We start from the raw sequence: 22,082 nt of genomic DNA on the forward strand, positions 1-22,082 counted from the left end.
TTTTAAAAGTATATTCTGCTTTTAAAACTATTCAAAAAAACTAAAACTTACTTATATAATGTCAGTTGCTAAAAAAGATTATAAAAGAATCACTACCAAATCATTAATCGAAATGAAAAGCAATGGAGAAAAAATCTCTATGCTTACTGCGTATGATTACACAATGGCTAAAATTGTTGATACCGCAGGAGTCGATGTGATTTTAGTGGGAGATTCTGCATCAAACGTTATGGCTGGTCACGAAACAACTTTGCCTATTACTTTAGATCAAATGATATACCACGCTTCATCTGTTGTTCGTGCTGTCGAAAGAGCATTGGTTGTAGTCGATTTACCTTTTGGAAGTTACCAATCAGATCCAAAAGAAGCTTTGCGTTCTGCAATCAGAATCATGAAAGAAAGCGGCGGACATGCTGTAAAATTAGAAGGTGGAAAAGAAATTAAAGAATCAATCAAAAAAATATTAAACGCGGGAATTCCGGTAATGGGACACTTGGGGTTAACACCACAATCTATCTATAAATTCGGGACTTACAGCGTTCGTGCAAAAGAAGATGAAGAGGCTGAAAAATTGATTGAAGATGCCAAAATGCTTGAAAAAATAGGTTGTTTCGGAGTAGTTCTCGAAAAAATTCCAGCTGATTTAGCAAAAAAAGTTGCAGAGAGTATTTCAATTCCGGTTATTGGTATTGGAGCGGGTGGCGCCGTTGACGGTCAGGTTTTAGTTATTCATGATATGTTAGGAATGAACAATGAATTCAGCCCAAGATTTTTACGTCGTTATTTAAATTTATACGAACAAATGACTACAGCAATTGGTCAATATGCGGCTGATGTTAAGTCTAGTGATTTTCCAAACGAGAAGGAACAGTATTAATTTTTAAGGTACTAAGGTTCTAAGTTGCTAAGATTCTAAGGTTCCTTTTTTAGGTACAAAGGTTCAAAGCAACAAAGGTTCAAAGGTTTTAAAATGAATAGCCTCCAGCTTTAGCTGGAGGATTTTTTATTCACATAAAAAGGCTATAGCCGAATTCTTTCAATCCAAAATCTAAGAAGTCTAAGTAAGTCTAAAAATCTAAGCAAGTCTAAAATGAAAATAATTTCAGATAAAAATAATCTCCAAATTTTACACGAAGACAATCACATCATTGTGGTAAACAAACGTGTGGGTGATATTGTGCAAGGCGATAAAACGGGAGACAAACCTTTATCTGATGTTGTTAAAGAATATATCAAAGACAAATACAACAAACCTGGTGATGTATTTTTGGGTGTAATTCATCGTTTGGATCGACCTACAACCGGAATTGTTGTTTTTGCCCGAACAAGTAAGGCTTTGACACGAATGAACGAAATGTTCAGCAATCGTGAAACGCAAAAAACCTATTGGGCAGTTGTGAAAAATAAACCTCAAGAAGCAACTGCCAAATTGGTTCATTTCTTAAAAAGAAATGAAAAAAATAATACTTCAAAAGCACATTTAAAAGAAGTTCCTGATAGTAAAATTGCCAGTTTAGATTATACTGTTTTCAAAGAACTTCAAAATTATGTCGCTTTAGAAATTAATCTTCACACAGGTCGTCATCATCAAATTCGGGCACAATTAGCGGCTATTGGATCACCAATTAAAGGGGATTTGAAATATGGTTTTGACCGAAGCAATCCCGATGGAGGCATTCATCTACATGCCAGAAAACTTGTTTTTATTCATCCGGTCTCCAAAGAAAACATAACAATTATTGCACCTACTCCCGATGAAACCATTTGGAATGCGTTGTGATTTTATGATTTAATTGTTACTTTTTTAAATTTTATCGATTAACTTGCATAGAGTAAAAAAACAAGTTGATCAAAAAATGGACTATAAAAACGACATCGGATATAGAAAAGAAACGCTTAAAAAGTTGTTATATAACATCCAAAAAAGCGAAGATTTAATTGTAAAAGCTTTATACGATGATTTTAAAAAGCCAGAATTTGAGGCTGTTCTGACAGAAACAAATTATGTTATCTCAGACCTGAAAGACACCATCAAAAACATCTACAAATGGTCTGGTCGCAAACGTGTTTTTCCCTCTATTCTTAACTTCCCTTCTACTGATTATATTTATAAAGAACCTTACGGAAACGTTTTGGTAATTGCACCCTGGAATTACCCTTTTCAATTGGCTTTATGCCCGCTTATAGCAGCTGTAGCAGCTGGAAACAGAGTTGTCTTAAAACCATCTGAACTTACTCCAAACACATCAGCTATTATTGCTAAAATTATTGCAAAGACTTTTCATATCAATCACGTTGAAGTACATGAAGGCGGTGTTGACGTTTCTAATAAATTACTCGCACAACGCTGGGATTATATTTTCTTTACCGGAAGTGTCGCCGTTGGTAAAGTTGTTGCCAAAGCAGCGGCAGAAAATCTAACTCCGATAACATTAGAATTAGGTGGGAAAAACCCTTGCATTATTGACGAAACTGCTAATTTAAAATTAGCTGCCAAACGAATTGTCTGGGGAAAATTCATCAATGCAGGCCAAACTTGTATTGCACCGGATTATATTTTGATACAAAAGAATATGAAAGTCAATTTTATTACTTTTTTAATTGACGAAATCATAAAATCATACGGCAAAAAACTAGACAAATCTCCTGATTTTGCCCGTATTATCAATACAAAAAACTTTCTTCGACTAGACAGCATGATCGAACGTGAAAAGGTAATTTTTGGAGGTGAAACGGATGCCAATAAGTTATTTATTTCTCCTACATTGATTGAAGAGCCGGCACTTGATAGTCCTGTAATGAAAGAGGAAATTTTTGGTCCAATTTTACCTATTCTTACCTATGAGACTGAAGCCGAAATTCACAATGTCATAAATAAATATGAAAAGCCACTCGCCTTTTATATTTTCAGTGAAAATCATTCTTTTGCTAAAAAACTTATAGCAAATTATTCTTTTGGAGGTGGCTGTATTAATGATACCGTTGTTCATTTCTCAAACAAAAGATTACCATTTGGTGGCGTTGGACATAGTGGAATTGGAGCTTATCATGGTAAATTGAGTTTTGATATTTTCTCTCATCATAAAGCTATTGTCAAAAAAGGAAATTGGTTAGATCTTCCTATGCGATATGCACCTTATAAAGATAAATTAGCTTCTATCAAACGATTACTAGACTGGATGTAATTAATCAAAAATAGACTTATTGATATTTTGTAGATTATCATACGTAATTGATTAAAAATATTATATTTACGTTTCAGTATTAAACCTAAGCGTAAAAAATATAAAAACAATTCTACTATTAAAATGAAATCTACACTTGATCAAATCGAAGACATTAAAAATCACGGCTATTCCTTAGATTTTTCAACTGTCTTTAACCATGCTTTTGAAAATTATAAAAAAATAGCACTTTACTTCGGGCTCATTATTTTAGTCTTTTCAGTTATCTTTTTTTTCGGCCTTTTTAGTGTACTTTTTGCTATATATGGAGTAGAAAGTATGAGTAAAGATTTTTTTGAAAATTTCGATAGTCAAAAACAAAGCGCTGTACAAATGCTTATTTCTTTACTTGGCACTTCAGTAATAAGTGGTCTTATTGCTCCTTTTAGCGCTGGTTTTCTTAAAATGGCAGACTGTGCAGATAAGGATGAAGAATTTAATGTTTCCACTATTTTTACTTATTATAAAATACATCATTTTTCACAGATATTTACAGTTGGCTTTATTATAGCTATCATTAGCGGTGCAATTTCAACAATTATTGGCGCTTATTTTAACGAAATGGGTATCATTGCTGTGTCGATCTTGCTAAATTTAATCATATCATTTCTTACCTATTTAGCTATTCCATTGGTGATTTTTGGAAATTTAAAAGCATTAGATGCCTTGAAATCATGTTTAATTATCATTAGTAAAAATCCACTAATAATCCTTGCTCTGGTTATTGTTGGTTTTATAGGGTCTTTCATCGGTTTCTTTGGATGTTGTATTGCCATAATTTTCACGCTTGCTTTTAATACATCAATGACCTACGCAACTTATTATGGGATTTTTAATATGGAAGAAGAAGATCCAATTGACACAATAGGTCAGTCAGATTTAGAATAAAACGAAAATTCTAAATAAATTAAGAGCTTAACCAACTCTGTTTAGAAAATTCAAAATGCTATTTACTAAACCAACATACCACAAATACTATGGTAGTAAACTATAGTTTTTACAATTCACTGCTTTCAGGAATTACCTATTTTGGTAATACCCTGAAAGCAGTTATAACAAATTGGTATGTGTTTGCTCCTGAGATTATTTTCTACAACAATCCAAAACTTATTATTTTAGGTTTATCTCTTTTGGGTTTCTTAAGCATTCTCGTTTATCAGTTTTTTAAAATCAAAGCTAAAATTGGTAATTTCATTGAGAAAAGAAAAGAAACGGACACAGCCAATAACGAATATCAATTATATACTTTATTTTTTGGTATCGCGGTTATTTTAATTGAAATCATCAATGAAATATTTAAGATCAGACCAAAAAGCCTCCTAGTTGCCAATGTTTCTATAGGTGTTTTTGTCCTGATAATTTATCTTCTGACAGATAAAATAAAAATACTACGAGATAAAATTCAGGGCGTTTTTATCGTATCGTTTTTTATTTACATAAGCTATGTTGCCCGCAATATTATTTACCTTCCAAGTGATGTTGTACCCATAATTACCTTTTTAATTTCATTTTTCTTTTCGTACAACATTTTAAAACCAATAAAAATATATTGGGCATTTGTTGCGATCACCTTTACCTTTCTAACCATAACAGTTGTTTTTAATTTAATTCCACTTAAATCATCTGTTCTACTGATCAATTTCAGCATTGTCACTTTTATTATTAATCAGGTAAAGTATGCCGTTCTATTAAATAATCGGGATAACTTTAGATTTACCAATGAAATTGTTCATAAAGGAAACTCCCTGACAATTGCCACAAATGAAAAAGGGGAATTACTTTTTTGCAGCGAAACCATCACTTCAATTTTAGGCTATCTGCCAGAAGAGGTAAAAGGACTGGAGTTCTGGAGACTTACAGAAGACCCGGAATTCAACAAAGAGAATTATCAAAAAAACTACATTGACAATAAATTATACATTAGAAAATTAAAAAATAACAACGGCGAATTTAAATACATCCAATGGAAAGATAAAAAGTTCTCAGAACGTCTGATTATTAGTATTGGTCAGGATGTTACAGAACAAATTATTGTTCAGGATCAATATAAAAATCTTATTCAGACTGCGACCGATATTATTTTTGAAATAAATGCCGATGGATATTTTACGTTTATCAATGAATTTGGTTTTTCACTTTTAGGTTATGCAGAAAATGAAGTGATTTTACAGCATTATTCTAATTTTATTCATGAAGATTATATTAGAAATGCTGTTGATTTTTACGAAAATCTGGAAAAAAACGGAAACAATTATCCCACAATCGAAATTCCAATTATAAAGAAAGATGGAAGCCTGGTATGGATTTCACAAAAAGTAATTGTCCGCAAAAATGATTTAGACGAAATCATAGGTTTTGCTGGTATCGCCAGGGATATTACAGAGATAAAAAATATTGAAAATGAGAAAAAAAGGCGTTTAGAAAAAATTGAAGCCTATAACAATTCAACTAAAAAATTATCGACAACAGATTTTCGTGAATATAATAATCTGCAAACCGTAATCGATTCAATAATTAAAGAAGCGGCGACAATTTCAAAAGCAAACAGAGTAAGTTTCTGGAAATTTACGGGTGACGTAATTATATGCAGAAACCTATTCAGTAGTGATGATCAAAATTTAAGTGATAAAAACATTCTGGACAAGGAGTCATATCCTATTTATTTTGAAACCTTAAAAAACAAAGCCATAATAAATGCGCCCGATGTTTTTGACAAATTAGAAACCTCTGAATTTCAGGAAATTTATTTTAATAAAAACAAAATAAAATCAATGCTTGATGTTCCAATCTTTTCAAATGGACAGTTAGCCGGCGTAGTGTGTTTTGAAAGTACAGGAGAAAAAAGAGATTGGGACAATGAAGATATCAACTATGCCAGAACTATTTCTGATGTAATTTCATTGGCTATTTCTTCTCAGATGCGACTCAAAGCAGAGAAAAAATTAGAACTTAAAAGTGATTTATTATCTGCATTAGCTTTATGTACCGAAAAGTTTCTTCTGAGTAAAAGTCTGCAAAAAATGTTTCAGGAAACATTTGATATTATTGGAAAAGCCTCCAAAGTGGATCATATTTTTTACCATGATAAAAATTTCGAAACCAATACTATAAGTCAACAGTATAAATGGTCCCGAGATGGAATTGAACACCAGATAACTGAATTGCAAGATTTTACTGAGGATAATTTAAAAGAAATTATTCTTCATTCTCATAATAGAAAAGTGTTAAATACGCGAACCCGCGATCTGGAAGACACGTTTTTTAAGCAATTACTAATCGCTAATAATATTAAATCCATATTAATATTACCGCTATTTACCAACAACATTTTTTCAGGTTTTATTGGTTTTGATGATTGTACCAAAGAAAGAAAATGGACTGATGATGAAATTTATATTTTTCAAACATTAGCCAATAACATTTCTTCTGCCTTAGACCGAAATAGAAATATCGCCAAAATTAAAGAAAGTGAAGATGCAATTAAAGCCAAAGAACTGGCAGAAGCTGCAAATAAATCAAAATCTGATTTTCTGGCTAATATGTCGCACGAAATCAGAACACCTTTAAATGGTATTATCGGTTTTACCCATTTATTGATGAAAACCAATCTTGAAGAAATTCAGGAAAAATACATGACAACCATCAATCAATCGGCTCATTCACTACTGGAAATCATCAACGATATTCTTGATTTTTCTAAAATTGAAGCCGGAAAACTGGAGCTTTTTATTGATTTGTATGATGTTCAGAAAATACTGGGTCAAATATTTGATTTAATTATTTACGAATCCAATCAAAAAAATCTCGAACTCGAATTAAACCTGGATCCTGAAGTACCAAAATACATCTGGACAGATATTGTTCGCCTTAAACAAATTTTGATCAATCTTTTATCTAATGCTATCAAGTTTACAAACGAGGGATCAATCAAACTAAACGTCACTGTTCTGGATCAAAAATCAGATGATAATTACATCATTCGTTTTTCTGTAATTGATACTGGAATTGGAATCTTAGAAAAAAATCAGAAAAAAATATTCAAGGCTTTCTCCCAGGAAGATAGCTCAACAACTAGAAAATTTGGAGGAACAGGTTTAGGATTAACTATTTCGAATCAATTATTAGCTTTAATGGAAAGTCGTTTACAACTTAAGAGTAAAATAAACGAGGGAAGTAATTTTTATTTTGATCTGAATTTAAAAACCAGCCATGAAAGCATCAATGAAAAATTTAAAGAAATTTCAAAGCAAAATAATCCGGAATATGCTTTAAGTTATAGTTCGAATCGAAAGAAGGTGAGTATTTTAATCGTAGAAGACAACAAAGTAAATATGCTTCTTTTAAAAACGATTGTAAAGAATTTAAACCTGAATGCTATTATTTTTGAATGTGAAAACGGATACGAAGCCGTCAAACAAATTGAAAGCATTAATCCGGATCTTGTTTTTATGGATATTCAAATGCCAATTATGAATGGCTATGAAGCTACAAAAGCAATCAGAGTTACCGAAATAGGCCAACGTATACCTATAATCGCTGTAACCGCCGGAGCAGAAAAAGAAGAACGAAATAAATGTTTATCAGCGGGAATGAACGATTATATCTCAAAACCTATTATAAGAGGTACGGTTGAAGAAGCGATACGAAAATGGTTGAAATAATTTTAAACTAAATTGTTTCTGGTACTGTGTAATTCCCGAAAAATACATAAATTCGTGTGAAAGAAAACTTAAAAAAGTTTAAAACCAAAGTATTATGAAATGGTTAGGCAGAAGACAAAGTGATAATGTTGAAGACCGAAGAGGTGTCTCAGGAGGAAAAGTAGCCCTTGGAGGCGGCGTTATCGGAATCATTATTTTGTTATTAAATGTTTTTGGTGGTGAAACCGGTCAAACTGTCGGCTCTGCATTAGAGCAACTGCAAGGTGGTCAACAGCAAACTGAAGCTGCGACTCCATTGAGCAAAGAAGACGAAGAAATGGGGAATTTCGTACGTGTAATTCTTGCTGACAACGAAGACATCTGGAGTAAAATATTTGAAGAACATGGCATGACCTATAAAAATCCAAAATTGGTGCTTTTTAGAGGTTCTGTACAAACAGCCTGCGGTGGGGCATCCTCTGCCTCCGGACCTTTTTATTGTCCGGGTGATCAAAAGGTTTATATGGATTTAGGCTTCTTTGAGGAGCTAAAAACTAAATTTGGTGCCAAGGGTGGCGACTTTGCAATTGCGTACGTTATAGCGCACGAAATTGGCCATCACGTTCAAACCTTACTTGGAACGTCGGCAAAAATGCGTCAGGCACAGGAAGGGAAAAGTGAGACCGAAGCAAACAAGCTTTCCGTTGCATTAGAATTACAAGCCGACTTTTATGCTGGGGTATGGACACACTATAATCAGAAAAACTTAGATACCGATGATATTGACGAAGCTTTAAGTGCTGCCAATGCTGTTGGTGATGACGCAATTCAAAGTAAAATGAGCGATCAGGTGGTTCCGGATTCTTTTACACACGGATCATCAGAACAAAGAATGTACTGGTTTAAAAAAGGTTTTAAAACCGGAGACATTGAACAAGGAACTACATTTGAAGAAATTCGATAATTCAATAAACCAAATATAATAACCAACCAAAGCATGACTTAAACGTCATGCTTTTTTTGTTTCCACCATATAAGTCATATAAGTTCATTTAAAAACTACTTTGAACTTATAAAAAGACTTTTTAAGTTTTCATTTGTGTTGTTTGAGTTTTTCCTTCAGAATACGAAGTTCAAATATTTCCTTTCCACACTAGATTTATATGTACTAAAACTTAATCACTCCACAAGCTTTCGCAGTAATTTTAAAAAAAGCTTATATGACTTATATGGTGAAAAAATTAAGCGGACAAAAAAAGCCTTGAATTTCTTCAAGGCTTTAAATTTCTGGGTGGCTGACCGGGTTCGAACCGGCGACCCGCGGCACCACAAACCGCTACTCTAACCAGCTGAGCTACAACCACCATTTTGCTTAGCGGTTGCAAATATACAACTAATGTTTACTTCCGCAAATAAAAAATTGAAAAATTATTAAACTTTTTAAATCAAATCTTCTAAGCTATTGACTGCCAAACATCTTTCAACCGTAAAACCTTCAGCAAAATCTTTCCCAACAAGTCGTCCTAAGTCCTTAGCGCGGTAATTTAGGCTTTCAAAAAAGTTTTTACTTGTAATTGGCGTTGCAGGTTCATCAGAATTTGGATCATAAAATTGAGTTTTATAAGCCGCAATTGCTTCTACTTTTTTATCCTCAAAGCCCGTAATGTCTACAACAAAATCTGGTTCAATGTTTTTCCACTGTATATAATGATAAACCACTTTCGGTCTCCAGGCTTCTTGTTTTTCACCATCAACAACAGTTTCGATTTTCATCAATCCAGATAAGAAACAAGCGTCAGAAACTAATTTGCTTCCTTTTCCGTGATCAATATGGCGATCATCAATTGCGTTACATAATACAATCTCCGGTTTATATTTTCGGATCATCTTAATAATTTCCAACTGATGCTTTTCATCATTAACGAAAAAACCGTCGCGCATGGCTAAATTTTCCCGAACCAAAACACCTAATATTTTTGCGGCAGCTTTCGCTTCTTCATCTCTGATTTCGGCAGTTCCTCGGGTTCCTAATTCTCCTCGGGTTAAATCTACGATTCCCACTTTTTTTCCTAGTGAAACTTCTTTTAAAATTGTTCCGGCACAACCCAATTCTACATCATCAGGATGTGCGCCAAAGGCTAGTATATCTAATTTCATTTTTTTTGTTTCAAGTTTCAGGTTTCAAGTTTCAGGTTTCAAGTTTCAGGTTTTACGTTCCAAAAACTTGAAACCTGAAGCTTGAAACTTTTTAACAATTATTATTCTTTTTTATATTCAAAACTCTTTTCATCGTCATTGATTTATTGACGCTTTCCTCCCACTCTTTTTCGGGAATACTTTCTTTTGTAATACCGCATCCCATATATAGAATGGCTGTTTTATCTATAATTTGCATGCTACGTAAATTTACAAATAAATCAGAACTATGCGCATTATGCGCGAAACTGCAATTTAATTCGCCTAGAAAACCCGTGTAGAAAGTTCTATCGTAGTTTTCATTTTCAATTATGAATGCTTTTGCCTTTTTCTTTGGTAAACCGCAAACTGCGGGTGTCGGATGAAGTGTGTCAATAACTTCCTCTAAAGTAGAATTATCATTTAAAACTCCCGAAATATCCGTTTTAATATGCCAGATTGATCCTGCTTTTATACTATATGGTTCCGTAACAACTACTGAAGAAGCAACTTCACGCAATCTTTTCACAATAAAATCAGTTACGTATTGCTGTTCGTCTTTTTCTTTTTGCTGCCAGGATATCTCTGTTTCTAAAGTTGCTTTTTGCGTCCCTGCCAAAGCTGTTGTTTCAAAAAAATTTCCATTTGCCTTTAACAATTGTTCCGGAGTTGCTCCCATCCAAAATCCAATTTCCGGATGAAAAAAACAATAGGAGAAACTCGACGGATAAAGATGAATCAAACGTTTAAAAGTGACGATAAAATCAAAATCTATCAAATCAACTTTTTCACTTCTGGATAAAACTACTTTTTTGAATTCGTCGTTATTAATGGCTTCAATTCCTTTTGAGACCAAATCCTCATATTGACTTTTTGCTTCGGAATCAACAAACAGATCATCAATTTCGTTGAAACTAAAACCAACAAAGGTCTGTTCGGCACTAATAATTCTCGATTCTTCCTCTGGAATTACAAATAGCTGTTTTTCATCAAAAGAAGCAAAAACAAAGCCTTTTTCACTATAATCTGTGACTTTGTACAAAGTATCATTTTGCTGCAAAAGCGCAAAAATACTGGACGAATTAGGTTTAGAATAAATTACAAAAGGCAATTTCTGCTCCTGATGTTTTCTTATAGTGGAGAAAAAGTCGTTCATGTTTATATATGTGTTCTGTCAAAATACATAAAGTATCTTGTTATTTAATCTTCATCAGCTGAATATTGAAATTCAGTAAATCTTTTTTCTTCTCAAAAAATGATTTAGATAAAATTAGTTGATAATTACTCATTGCTTTAGACATAACGTCTAAACATTCATTTAGATATTCGTTTTTACTAAAGTAAACCCAATCTTCAGATAAATATTTTGTAAACAATTCTTTCATCTCGATTGTAATTACATTACTGTAATTTTTGTTTTCCAACATTTCTTCGATTTGTTTTTTAAACTTATCTTCTTCTCTTTTTAGCAATATCATATTTTTTTCAATCACATCATAGGTGTTTACCTGATGCATAAATTCAGAAGCATTTATCATTTTCACAAAGTAATCAATCTTAACATCAAATTCCTTGTCCATTTTTTGCAACTCAGCATAATTACTTTTATACTCTTCCTTTTTATTTTGATTCTTTGCCAAATTCAAAAAATAAAGATAAATCTCAACATCATTCTTGGTGATTTGATCTTTAATTTCTTCTAATTCCGTTTCTAATTCATCAATTAATTCTTTAGCATTTTTAGATAAAACTTTGTGCCCATTATATGAAAATGATTTTATCTTAAAATTACCATCAACAATTTGTTTTAATGTATTAATATCTCTTTCTAATGAAATGGAATTATATACCAAATCTACTGACGAATTATTAAACAGTTCGTTTACATCAGAAATTAAGGCTTCCGGCAAAACCGAATCGAAATCAATCTCACCCAGGTTTTTATCATCATAATAACTATTGTAAAAATCATTGAATGAGTTTGATAAAAAGTCATTTTCATACTCTTGAAAAAATTTCTCATTTTCATGAAAAACTACTTCATTAGAATAAGTAACCGCAGAAAATAATTTATTTGTAAACTTATTTTGCAATTGTTCACCATCTTTAAATAACCCTATTGCTAATGAATTGTTTTCTCCATTAGATTTTATATTCAATTTTTCTAATTCCTTAACCCTATCTTCTATACTAGGATGTGTTCCCCATTTATTTTCAATAACCAATTTTGATTTATTGTATCTGGAAAGAAAATCAGGCGTTAACTGTGGTAAATTATTTTCGACCTCAAGTTTACTTTTTGCAGCAATAAAGTTCATTACAAAAGATTGCTGTGAATAAATATTTTCTGTAGTAACCGAATCCGAAATTTTTTTTCCATAATAATCCAACACAGCATTAAACGAATGGTCTGCAAGATCAAGCCTTAACAACGATGTTATCAATGGCTTGGAACCTGTAACACTTGCTGCAACAGCATCCGCATGAAATTCCATTTGTCTTGACAAAGCGTGATAATTGATATTTACTACGCTATATACCTGTTTCAATACCCATTGAATTCCTTCAACAATTTTTATAGCAATTGTTGCAAAAAAAGCAAAGTATGCGTTAACACTTCCCCAACTATTGGCAATTGAGTTATATGAATTATTATCATAAAGCATATTATGAATAATTTGGTTTACATTATAAACATAACTACCCACTTTCATACTTCGTTGCGAAAAGTGTCCAAATTCATGTGCCAAAATGGCTTTCAGCTCAACCTCGGAAACGGAATTTATAAGCCCAACTCCTATTTGTAGATTTTTTTTGATCGGTAAAAACATGCTCCAAAAAGTAGAATCGTAAAAAACCGAGGCATTCACTTCTGACGATAAATAAATCTTCTTAGGAAAATCTGTTTTAACTGCACTTACAATTTCATCAATAAAAGCGAATAATTTAGGCTCTTCTTCGCGGGTTATTTCTATTAAATGAGAGCGATCAACAGTATGTTTTACAAACATAAATTTAAAAAGAAAAACCAAAACAAGTACGCCCATACAGAGCAGACCTGCACCAATCATAATAGTAATAAACATTGGCTTTGCAGCAATAATCATAAAACCTGCATAACCTGCTAAAACGGTAATAGCAATTCCTGAAAGAATTAAGGCGAGATAAACAATAAAAAAAAAGATAACAGAAAGAATTGCATTAGTTGTCCTTTTTTTGAAGGTGGCAGAAACCGGAGCTGTGTAATTTTGCGTCATTAATTTTATAGCGATTTGGATTGTAAAATATTTTAATCTTTCTTTTTATCTAAAACCATATTAGTCAATTTGCAAAGCGAAATCAAATTTCCGGCTTCATCCGTAATTTTAATCTCCCAAAGATGAATACTTCTTCCTTTATGAATGATTCTTGCAGTTCCAAAAACCCAACCTTCACGAATACTTTTTAGATGATTTGCTGAAATTTCGATTCCACGAACTTCCTGTTCTCTCGGATCGATAAAAAAGAAAGAGGCTGCACTTCCAACACTTTCGGCCAAAGCGACTGAAGCTCCTCCATGTAATAAGCCCATTGGTTGATGAACACTTGGATTTACAGGCATTTTTGCAGTTAAAAAGTCCTCGCCTGCATCTATATATTCAATTTTTAGCGTTTCCATCAAAGTGTTTTTAGAAAACTGATTGCAACGCTCTAAAATTTGTTCTTTTGTATAATTCATTTAAAATAGGCTTTAAAATCGTAAAATTAAAGAAAAGATAAGATACAAATTAGAAAATCCAATTCTAATATTAAAAATCATTTATGAACCTGACCCTTTTTTGTTATTTTTACAAAAAAAGATTTTAAATGCGTCACTATTTTGCACTCTTCTTTCTCGGCCTACTTTTAGCTTTCAGTTCTTGCCGAACTGATTTTGATACCGTTGCCAGCACAGGAGATTTAAAGTTTTCAAAAGATACCGTTTATTTGGACACCGTTTTTAAGAATATTGGTTCGAGCACTTACCAACTAAAAGTCTATAATAAAACTAAAAACGATATCTCAATTCCGATTATTCAACTCAAAAAAGGATTAAATTCTAAATACCGAATGACAGTTGACGGAATGACTGGTAACAATGGGAAAATCTTCAATAATGTTACGCTTTTAGCCAAAGACAGTTTGTACATTTTTGTAGAGACAACAGCAGATATTACAGATGCTGATCCCACTGATTTTTTATATACTGACGAAATTCAGTTTGACAGTGGAGCGAATCTTCAGCAAGTAGCTTTAGTAACTTTAATTCAGGATGCTGTTTTTTTATATCCGAAGCAAAATGCTGATGGAACTAAGGAAAAAATTCAAATCGGCGGAAAAGAGGTTGATGGATTTTATTTAGATGAAAATGATGTTGTAAACGGAAATGAATTAATTTTTACTAATGACAAACCTTATGTACTTTACGGTTATGCCGGAGTTCCCGAGAATAAAACTGTAAAATTTGAAGCCGGCGCAAGAGTTCATTTTCATGATAATTCGGGCTTATACATTGGTGACAATGCTTCACTCCAAATTAATGGCGCAGCTTCAACAACCAACAAACTTGAAAACGAGATTATTTTTGAAGGTGATCGATTGGAGTCGCTTTATTCAGATATTCCAGGGCAATGGAATTCAGTTATTTTTTCTAATGGAAGCGCAAATCATACTATCAATCATTTAACTCTAAAAAATGCTGTTATTGGTTTAGATTTCCAAAATCCATTTAATACGGTTGAAATAAAGAATACTCAAATTTACAATTGTGTCGAATATGGAATTTTAGCAAAAAACACGCATATCATTGGCGAAAACATTGTAATTAATTATGCTGGTTTAGCAAGTTTATCTTGCGTGTATGGTGGTAACTATAATTTTACACACTGCACCTTCAATAATAACTGGCAAAGCAGCTCGCATTTTGCTGTTAATTTAAGTAATAGTCTGTCTGGTGAAACACCCGAAACAAATCCGCTGACGAACGCAACTTTTAACAACTGTATTATTTACGGCTCAAATACTAATGAATTTAATTTAAACAAAAATACCAGCGCCCCATTTGTTTATCAATTAAACAATTGTCTGTTAAAATTTAGCAGTTCTTCAACTAATCCAGATTATCAATTTAAAACAGATGCTGTTCATTACAATCAGATTATCCTGAATGAAAATCCGAAGTTTTATAATGTTTCTCAGAATAAATTCAACATTGATAATACTTCATCCGCTTTCGCGAAAGGAAATCAGATCTACATAATACCGTTCGATATTATTGGGGCAACAAGAACTTCTCCTCCGGATTTAGGTGCTTATCAGAGTGCAGTCTTCCCTAAATAAAGAAAATTTGCTACGAAGGCACAAAGACACCAAGTTTTTTATTTTTCTATGTGAATCTATGCTGGTGAAATAATCTCGTAAAGTCGCATTTTTTTTGTTTTAAGAAACAATTAAGCTACAGATCTCATTTCTTCGAAATGGAAAAAAATGAAAACAACCTAGGGATTCTGTGCCTTTGCGAAATTAAAAAAACTTTGTGTCTTTGTGTCTTCGTGGCAAAAAAACAACTAGTAAGAAAATATATCTAAAAATAAACATTCCTTAACTTCATGCATTCATAAAAGTAGTATTTTTGATACAATAATAAATTAATTCATTTAATATCAATTTATTACACAACCAAATCTAAAACTATTTTTTATGAAAAAACACTACTCTTTTTTTTTATTACTTGTTTTCACAGCAAGTTTTGCACAGATTCCAAGTGGGTATTATAACACTGCAACCGGGACCGGTTATACCTTAAAAACACAATTGTACAACATCATTAAAGGACATACCGATAACGGATATGCAGGTTTGTACACCACCTATCAAACTTCTGACGTCGATAACTTTTATGAAAACGACGGAACGGTCCTGGACATGTATTCTGAAAATCCTTCCGGAACAGATCCTTACAATTACAGCACAGGAACTACACAACGATGCGGAAATTATTCTGTTGAAGGCGATTGTTATAATAGAGAACATATTATTCCGCAATCTGTATTTAACGAGCAATCTCCAATGGTTTCTGATGCACATTTCATTACACCAACAGATGGAAAAGTAAACGGCATACGTTCCAACTATCCTCATGGAACTGTAGCTTCAGCAACTTATACGGCTCAAAATGGAGGAAAATTAGGTTCAAGTTCTGTATCTGGATATTCAGGAACTGTTTTTGAACCTGTAAATGCTTTTAAAGGCGACATTGCCAGAATGTATCTCTATTTTGCAACACGTTATGAGAATACCGTTGCGGGATATTCCTACGCCATGTTTGATGGTTCAAGTAACAAAGTTTTTACAACGGCATTTTTAAATCTTCTTTTGGCCTGGCATACACAGGATCCGGTAAGTGCGAGAGAAATTGCACGAAACAATGCCATTTATGCACGCCAAAATAATAGAAATCCCTATATCGATCATCCGGAATATGTAAATCAGATCTGGGGCGGTACTCCTTCCGGAGATACTCAGTCACCAACTACTCCGACAAGTCTGGCTTCAACATCAAAAACAGCGACTTCAATTACAGTTGTCTGGACAGCTTCAACTGATAATGTTGGTGTAACAGGTTATGACGTTTATGCCAATAGCGTTTTAAAAACTACTGTTTCAGGATTATCAGCAACAATCACTGGCTTAACAGCTTCGACAAGTTATTCAATCTATGTAAAAGCAAAAGACGCTGCCGGAAATGCTTCTGCATCCAGCAATACTATTGCCGTAACCACAAACAGCAGCGGTACCGGAACAGCAACCGATTTGCTTTTCTCTGAGTATATTGAGGGTTCAGGCAACAATAAAGCTTTGGAGATTGCAAACAATACCGGAAGCTCTGTCAGCTTATCTGCTTACACTATAAAAAAACAAACCAACGGGGCAGGTTCCTGGAGTACTGGTTTAGCTTTAAGCGGAACGCTAACAACTGGAAGTAAATTTGTAATTGTAAACAGTTCTATTTCTTCCGCTTGTTTTTCTACAAGCGCAGCCAATATTTCGACCACAGCAACCGAATTGACCTTCAACGGAAATGACGCTGTAGGTTTATTCAAAAATGGCGTTTTGATTGATATTATTGGAACTTTCAGCGGCGGAACTGCAAACTTTGCAATTGATGTTACCTTAAGAAGGAAATCAACTGTAACTTCTCCCTCAACAACTTTCAATTTAAGCTCACAATGGGATTCGTACACCACAGATACTTGTAACAATCTGGCAAGCAAAATGGCACAGCCTATTGAAGACGAAGAAATTATTGAACTTTCAGATGAAATTATAATTTATCCAAATCCTTCAGACGGGAATTTCTATGTTGGTTTTTCTAGTTTAGAAGAAGTCTACTCCATTGAAATTATCTCCTTTGCCGGACAAAAAGTTTTTGAAAAACAAAACACTTCAGACCCTGCTATTTCAGTAAGTCATCTTGCTAAAGGAATTTATCTGGTAAAAATCACAAAAGACTCCAAAACGATTATTAAAAACATCGTTATCAAATAATAAAACCACATCTTACTTCATTTAAAAAGCGGCATATTGTCGCTTTTTTTGTTTTGCCACTAAGACATCAGGTTTTCTTTAGCCACAGATTAAAGGATTAAAATAGATATTTCACGCAGATTTTAAAAGATTTAATTTTAAAAATTAGTTGCAATAAATTATCTGCGAGCATCTGCATAAATCTGCAAAATCTGCGTGAAACAAAAAAAACTTTGTGCCTTTGTGTCTTTGTGGCAAAAAAACATTAAAAGAGTTCCTTTTCAAATTTGCGCTTACTATTTATTTACACTAAATTTGCACCTTCAATACAACAAACTACACATCACAATGATCCATTTCTTTGAAAACCAAAGCAAAACTGTTTTCGCGGTACAAACGCAAAACGAAATTTCGGCTCAAGACATTTCAAAATTAAACTGGCTTTTTGCCAACTCTAATAAGATCGAAAAATCCGCTTTGACGGATTTTTTTGTTGGTCCCCGCGCCACTATGATCACACCTTGGAGTACAAATGCTGTAGAAATCACTCAAAACATGGGTATTCCGGGCATCATCAGAATTGAAGAATTTCATCCTGCAACGGCTGACTTTACTGATTTTGATCCAATGCTTTTTCAAAAGTTTACTCAATTAGATCAGGAAATTTTCACTATCAACGTACAGCCGGAACCAATTCTGGAAATCGATGATATTGCAACATATAACAAAGTAGAAGGTTTGGCTTTAAGCCAGGAAGAAGTAGATTACTTAGATAATCTTGCTGTAAAATTAGGAAGAAAGTTAACTGATTCCGAGATTTTTGCTTTCTCACAAGCGAATTCAGAACATTGTCGTCACAAAATTTTCAACGGAACTTTTGTTATTGACGGCCAAGAAAAAGAAACTTCTCTTTTCAAATTAATCAAAAAAACATCACAGGAAAATCCTAACGATATTGTGTCTGCTTACAAAGACAACGTTGCTTTTGTAAAAGGACCAAAAGTGCAGCAGTTTGCACCAAAAACAGCTGACAAACCAGACTATTACGAGATAAAAGAATTTGATTCAGTTTTGTCTCTAAAAGCAGAAACACACAATTTCCCAACAACAGTTGAGCCTTTCAACGGAGCTGCAACAGGTTCAGGAGGAGAAATTCGTGACCGTTTGGCTGGTGGACAAGGTTCATTGCCATTAGCAGGAACTGCAGTTTACATGACTTCATACTCTCGTTTGAAATCCTTCGACTCCGCTCAGGATGACAGGACTTGGGAAAACGCAATGGAAGAAAGAAAATGGCTGTACCAAACTCCAATGGATATTTTAATTAAAGCTTCAAACGGAGCTTCTGATTTCGGAAATAAATTTGGACAACCGTTAATCACAGGTTCAGTTTTAACTTTCGAACATTCAGAAAACGACCGCAAAATTGGTTACGATAAAGTAATCATGCAGGCGGGTGGAATTGGTTACGGAAAATTAGATCAGGCAATCAAAAAGAAACCACAAGAAGGCGATAAAATCGTAATCTTAGGTGGAGAAAATTATAGAATCGGAATGGGTGGTGCTGCGGTTTCTTCTGCAGATACCGGAGCTTTCGGTTCAGGAATCGAATTAAATGCGATTCAACGATCAAATCCTGAAATGCAAAAACGTGCTGCTAATGCCATTCGTGGTTTGGTAGAAAGCGATCATAATCCGATTGTTTCTATTCACGATCACGGTGCTGGTGGACACTTAAACTGTCTTTCTGAATTAGTGGAAGAAACTGGTGGATTAATCGATTTAGATAAATTACCGGTGGGAGATCCAACACTTTCTGCAAAAGAAATTATTGGTAACGAGTCTCAGGAAAGAATGGGATTGGTTATTGGTCAAAAAGATATTGATACTTTACAGAGAATCGCCGACAGAGAGCGTTCGCCAATGTATGAGGTTGGAGATGTAACGGGAGATCACCGTTTTACTTTCGAATCAAAATCAAATGGTTCAAAACCGATGGATTATGCTTTAGAAGATTTCTTCGGAAGTTCTCCAAAAACGGTTATGACAGACAAAACGATCGACAGAAAATATGCTGCTGTTTCTTATTCGGCAAATGATTTCGAAAGTTATTTAAAAGATGTTTTACGTTTAGAAGCTGTTGCTTCAAAAGACTGGTTAACAAACAAAGTGGACCGTTGCGTTGGTGGAAAAGTTGCCAAACAACAATGTGCAGGACCGTTGCAATTGCCTTTAAATAATGTTGGGGTTATGGCTCTTGATTATTTAGGAAAAGAAGGAATCGCTACTTCTATTGGCCACGCTCCTATCGCGGCTTTGATTGATCCGGTTGCAGGAAGCAGAAATGCTATTGCAGAATCGTTATCAAACATTGTCTGGGCGCCAATTAAAGACGGATTGAAAGGAATTTCATTATCTGCCAACTGGATGTGGGCTTGTAAAAACGAAGGTGAAGACGCTCGTTTGTACGCTGCAGTTGAAGGTTGTTCAGAATTTGCAATTGAATTGGGAATCAACATTCCGACAGGAAAAGATTCACTTTCGATGAAACAAAAATATCCAAACGACGAAGTAATTGCACCGGGAACGGTTATTATTTCGGCTGGAGGAAACTGTACGGATATCAGAAAAGTAGTTGAACCTGTTTTACAAAAAGACGGAGATTCAATTTATTATATCAATTTGTCTCAGGATGATTTCAAATTAGGAGGTTCATCTTTTGCACAAATCAGAAACACAATCGGAAACGAAACTTCTACCATTAAAGATGCTTCTTTCTTCAAAAATGCTTTTAACACAATCCAGGAATTAATCGGCGAAAGCCAAATTTTAGCAGGTCACGATATCGGAAGCGGTGGATTGATTACTACTTTATTAGAATTGTGTTTTGCTGATGTGAATCTTGGAGCTAAAATTGATTTTAGTGCTTTCGCAGAAAAAGATCTATTGAAAATCCTTTTCGCAGAAAACATCGGAATCGTTTTCCAAGCTAAATCTGATGCAGCTGTTGAAGCTAAATTGAAAGCAAATAATATCGAATTCTTCAAAATTGGTTCAGTTCAAAGTACTGCAACTTTAGAATTTGCTGATTATAAATTGGATATTCCAACTTACAGAGACGTTTGGTTTGAAACTTCTTATTTATTAGATCAAAAACAATCTAAAAACGGAACGGCTAAAGCACGTTTTGAAAATTATAAAAATCAGGCTTTAAATTATACTTTCCCAGCACATTTTACTGGTAAAGCGCCTGTAATTGATGCTTCAAAACCTCGACCGAAAGCAGCTATTATTCGTGAAAAAGGAAGTAATTCTGAGCGTGAAATGGCAAATGCAATGTTCTTGGCAGGATTCGATGTAAAAGACGTTCACATGACAGATTTGATTTCTGGACGTGAAACATTGGAAGACATTCAATTTATCGGAGCTGTTGGAGGATTCTCTAATTCTGACGTTTTAGGTTCTGCTAAAGGTTGGGCCGGAGCTTTCTTATACAACGAAAAAGCAAAAACTGCTTTAGATAATTTCTTCAAAAGAGAAGATACATTATCTGTCGGAATCTGTAACGGATGCCAGTTGTTCATGGAATTAGAAGTTATTAATCCGGAGCATGAAGTGCACGGAAAAATGCTTCATAACGATAGTAATAAACACGAAAGTATTTTTACTTCTGTAAAAGTTCAGGAAAACAATTCGGTTATGTTATCGACATTGGCTGGAACTACTTTGGGAGTTTGGGTTTCTCATGGAGAAGGAAAATTCAATTTACCAATGGGTGAAGAAAATTATAACATTGTTTCTAAATACGCTTACGAAGGATATCCAGCAAACCCAAATGGTTCTCATTACGATGTAGCCATGATGTGCGACAAAACAGGAAGACACTTGGTTACAATGCCTCATATTGAGCGTTCAACTTTCCAATGGAACTGGGCACATTATCCAAAAGACAGAAATGACGAGTTTACACCTTGGCATGAAGCTTTTATCAATGCGAGAAAATGGATTGAGAAAAACTAAAAAATATATTTTTCTAAAAGCGCTCGAAACTTCGGGCGCTTTTTTTTTGCCACAAATTTCACAAATTGAATTTAACCGCAACGCACGCAAAGGGTTTACGCAAGGCTCGCAAAGGCAATCACATACAGCTTTGCGTACTTATAAAGATCCTGCAAACACAAGCAGATAAAAACCTTAGCGAACTTTGCGTTAAATTTAACCGCAACGTACGCAAAGGGTTTACGCAAGGCTCGCAAAGGCAATCACATACAGCTTTGCGAACTACATAAAGATCCTGCAAACACAAACAGATAAAAAATCTTAGCGCACTTTGCGGTAAAATTTTTTCGCCCACAGTTTTTCATGTGAATCCCAGAAAAAAACGGTATTTTTTAGTTAAAATAATCACTATTTTTAATTAAAATTTGAACTATATTCGTAAAAAATATTTGCCGCTAAATCTTTTTTAACCCCAAAAATACTTTTAAACCTACAAAGA

General features: G+C 33.8%; 13 protein-coding genes and 1 tRNA gene. 9 read left to right on the forward strand and 5 right to left on the reverse strand.

Features of this window, described 5'->3' with window-relative positions; all coding sequences use genetic code 11:
- The first annotated feature begins 58 nt into the window (after positions 1 to 58).
- The 6 genes from panB (at position 59) to IRZ99_RS08645 (ending at position 8,828) form a co-directional block, all read left to right on the forward strand.
- Positions 59 to 877 (forward strand): 3-methyl-2-oxobutanoate hydroxymethyltransferase, encoded by an 819-nt coding sequence (gene panB, locus IRZ99_RS08620; RefSeq protein ID WP_026984628.1) that lies wholly within the window; start codon positions 59 to 61, stop codon positions 875 to 877.
- A 213-nt stretch (positions 878 to 1,090) separates the two neighbouring features.
- Positions 1,091 to 1,780: an RluA family pseudouridine synthase gene (locus IRZ99_RS08625; RefSeq protein ID WP_194656893.1), complete on the forward strand. Its 690-nt coding sequence runs from the start codon at positions 1,091 to 1,093 to the stop codon at positions 1,778 to 1,780.
- 76 nt (positions 1,781 to 1,856) lie between these two features.
- Entirely contained in the window at positions 1,857 to 3,185 is a 1,329-nt protein-coding gene (locus IRZ99_RS08630; protein ID WP_194656894.1) for an aldehyde dehydrogenase, read from the forward strand.
- 123 nt (positions 3,186 to 3,308) lie between these two features.
- Entirely contained in the window at positions 3,309 to 4,112 is an 804-nt protein-coding gene (locus tag IRZ99_RS08635; RefSeq protein ID WP_194656895.1) for a hypothetical protein, read from the forward strand.
- Between the two features lie 89 nt (positions 4,113 to 4,201).
- Positions 4,202 to 7,885 (forward strand): response regulator, encoded by a 3,684-nt coding sequence (locus IRZ99_RS08640; RefSeq protein WP_194656896.1) that lies wholly within the window; start codon positions 4,202 to 4,204, stop codon positions 7,883 to 7,885.
- Between the two features lie 94 nt (positions 7,886 to 7,979).
- On the forward strand, positions 7,980 to 8,828 hold the full coding sequence (locus tag IRZ99_RS08645) for a neutral zinc metallopeptidase (protein ID WP_194656897.1): 849 nt from the start codon (positions 7,980 to 7,982) through the stop codon (positions 8,826 to 8,828).
- A 326-nt stretch (positions 8,829 to 9,154) separates the two neighbouring features.
- On the opposite strand, the gene IRZ99_RS08650 is transcribed toward IRZ99_RS08645, so the two are convergent.
- The 5 genes from IRZ99_RS08650 to IRZ99_RS08670 all read right to left on the reverse strand — a co-directional run bounded on the left by IRZ99_RS08650 (position 9,155) and on the right by IRZ99_RS08670 (position 13,757).
- Positions 9,155 to 9,228 (reverse strand) — tRNA-His (locus tag IRZ99_RS08650).
- Positions 9,229 to 9,304: 76 nt separating this feature from the next.
- Complete coding sequence (gene bshB1 / locus IRZ99_RS08655) at positions 9,305 to 10,021, reverse strand: bacillithiol biosynthesis deacetylase BshB1 (RefSeq protein WP_194656898.1); 717 nt, start codon at positions 10,019 to 10,021, stop codon at positions 9,305 to 9,307.
- A gap of 91 nt (positions 10,022 to 10,112) precedes the next feature.
- The gene (locus IRZ99_RS08660) at positions 10,113 to 11,195 is read right to left on the reverse strand and encodes a chorismate-binding protein (RefSeq protein WP_194656899.1); all 1,083 of its coding nucleotides are present in this window, start codon (positions 11,193 to 11,195) and stop codon (positions 10,113 to 10,115) included.
- Between the two features lie 40 nt (positions 11,196 to 11,235).
- Positions 11,236 to 13,296, reverse strand: coding sequence for a M48 family metalloprotease (locus IRZ99_RS08665; protein WP_194656900.1), 2,061 nt, complete (start codon positions 13,294 to 13,296; stop codon positions 11,236 to 11,238).
- 32 nt (positions 13,297 to 13,328) lie between these two features.
- Positions 13,329 to 13,757 (reverse strand): PaaI family thioesterase, encoded by a 429-nt coding sequence (locus IRZ99_RS08670; RefSeq protein ID WP_194656901.1) that lies wholly within the window; start codon positions 13,755 to 13,757, stop codon positions 13,329 to 13,331.
- A gap of 128 nt (positions 13,758 to 13,885) precedes the next feature.
- Here IRZ99_RS08670 and IRZ99_RS08675 point away from each other — a divergent pair, with 128 nt between their 5' ends.
- The 3 genes from IRZ99_RS08675 to purL all read left to right on the forward strand — a co-directional run bounded on the left by IRZ99_RS08675 (position 13,886) and on the right by purL (position 21,604).
- Positions 13,886 to 15,397, forward strand: coding sequence for a hypothetical protein (locus IRZ99_RS08675; protein WP_194656902.1), 1,512 nt, complete (start codon positions 13,886 to 13,888; stop codon positions 15,395 to 15,397).
- Between the two features lie 360 nt (positions 15,398 to 15,757).
- A complete protein-coding gene (locus IRZ99_RS08680; protein ID WP_194656903.1) occupies positions 15,758 to 17,605 on the forward strand; it encodes an endonuclease in 1,848 nt (615 codons plus the stop codon).
- Between the two features lie 327 nt (positions 17,606 to 17,932).
- Complete coding sequence (gene purL / locus IRZ99_RS08685; protein ID WP_194656904.1) at positions 17,933 to 21,604, forward strand: phosphoribosylformylglycinamidine synthase; 3,672 nt, start codon at positions 17,933 to 17,935, stop codon at positions 21,602 to 21,604.
- Positions 21,605 to 22,082: the final 478 nt, after the last annotated feature.

This window comes from Flavobacterium sp. LC2016-12 (assembly GCF_015351595.1).
In the GTDB taxonomy this organism is placed as follows: Bacteria; Bacteroidota; Bacteroidia; order Flavobacteriales; family Flavobacteriaceae; genus Flavobacterium.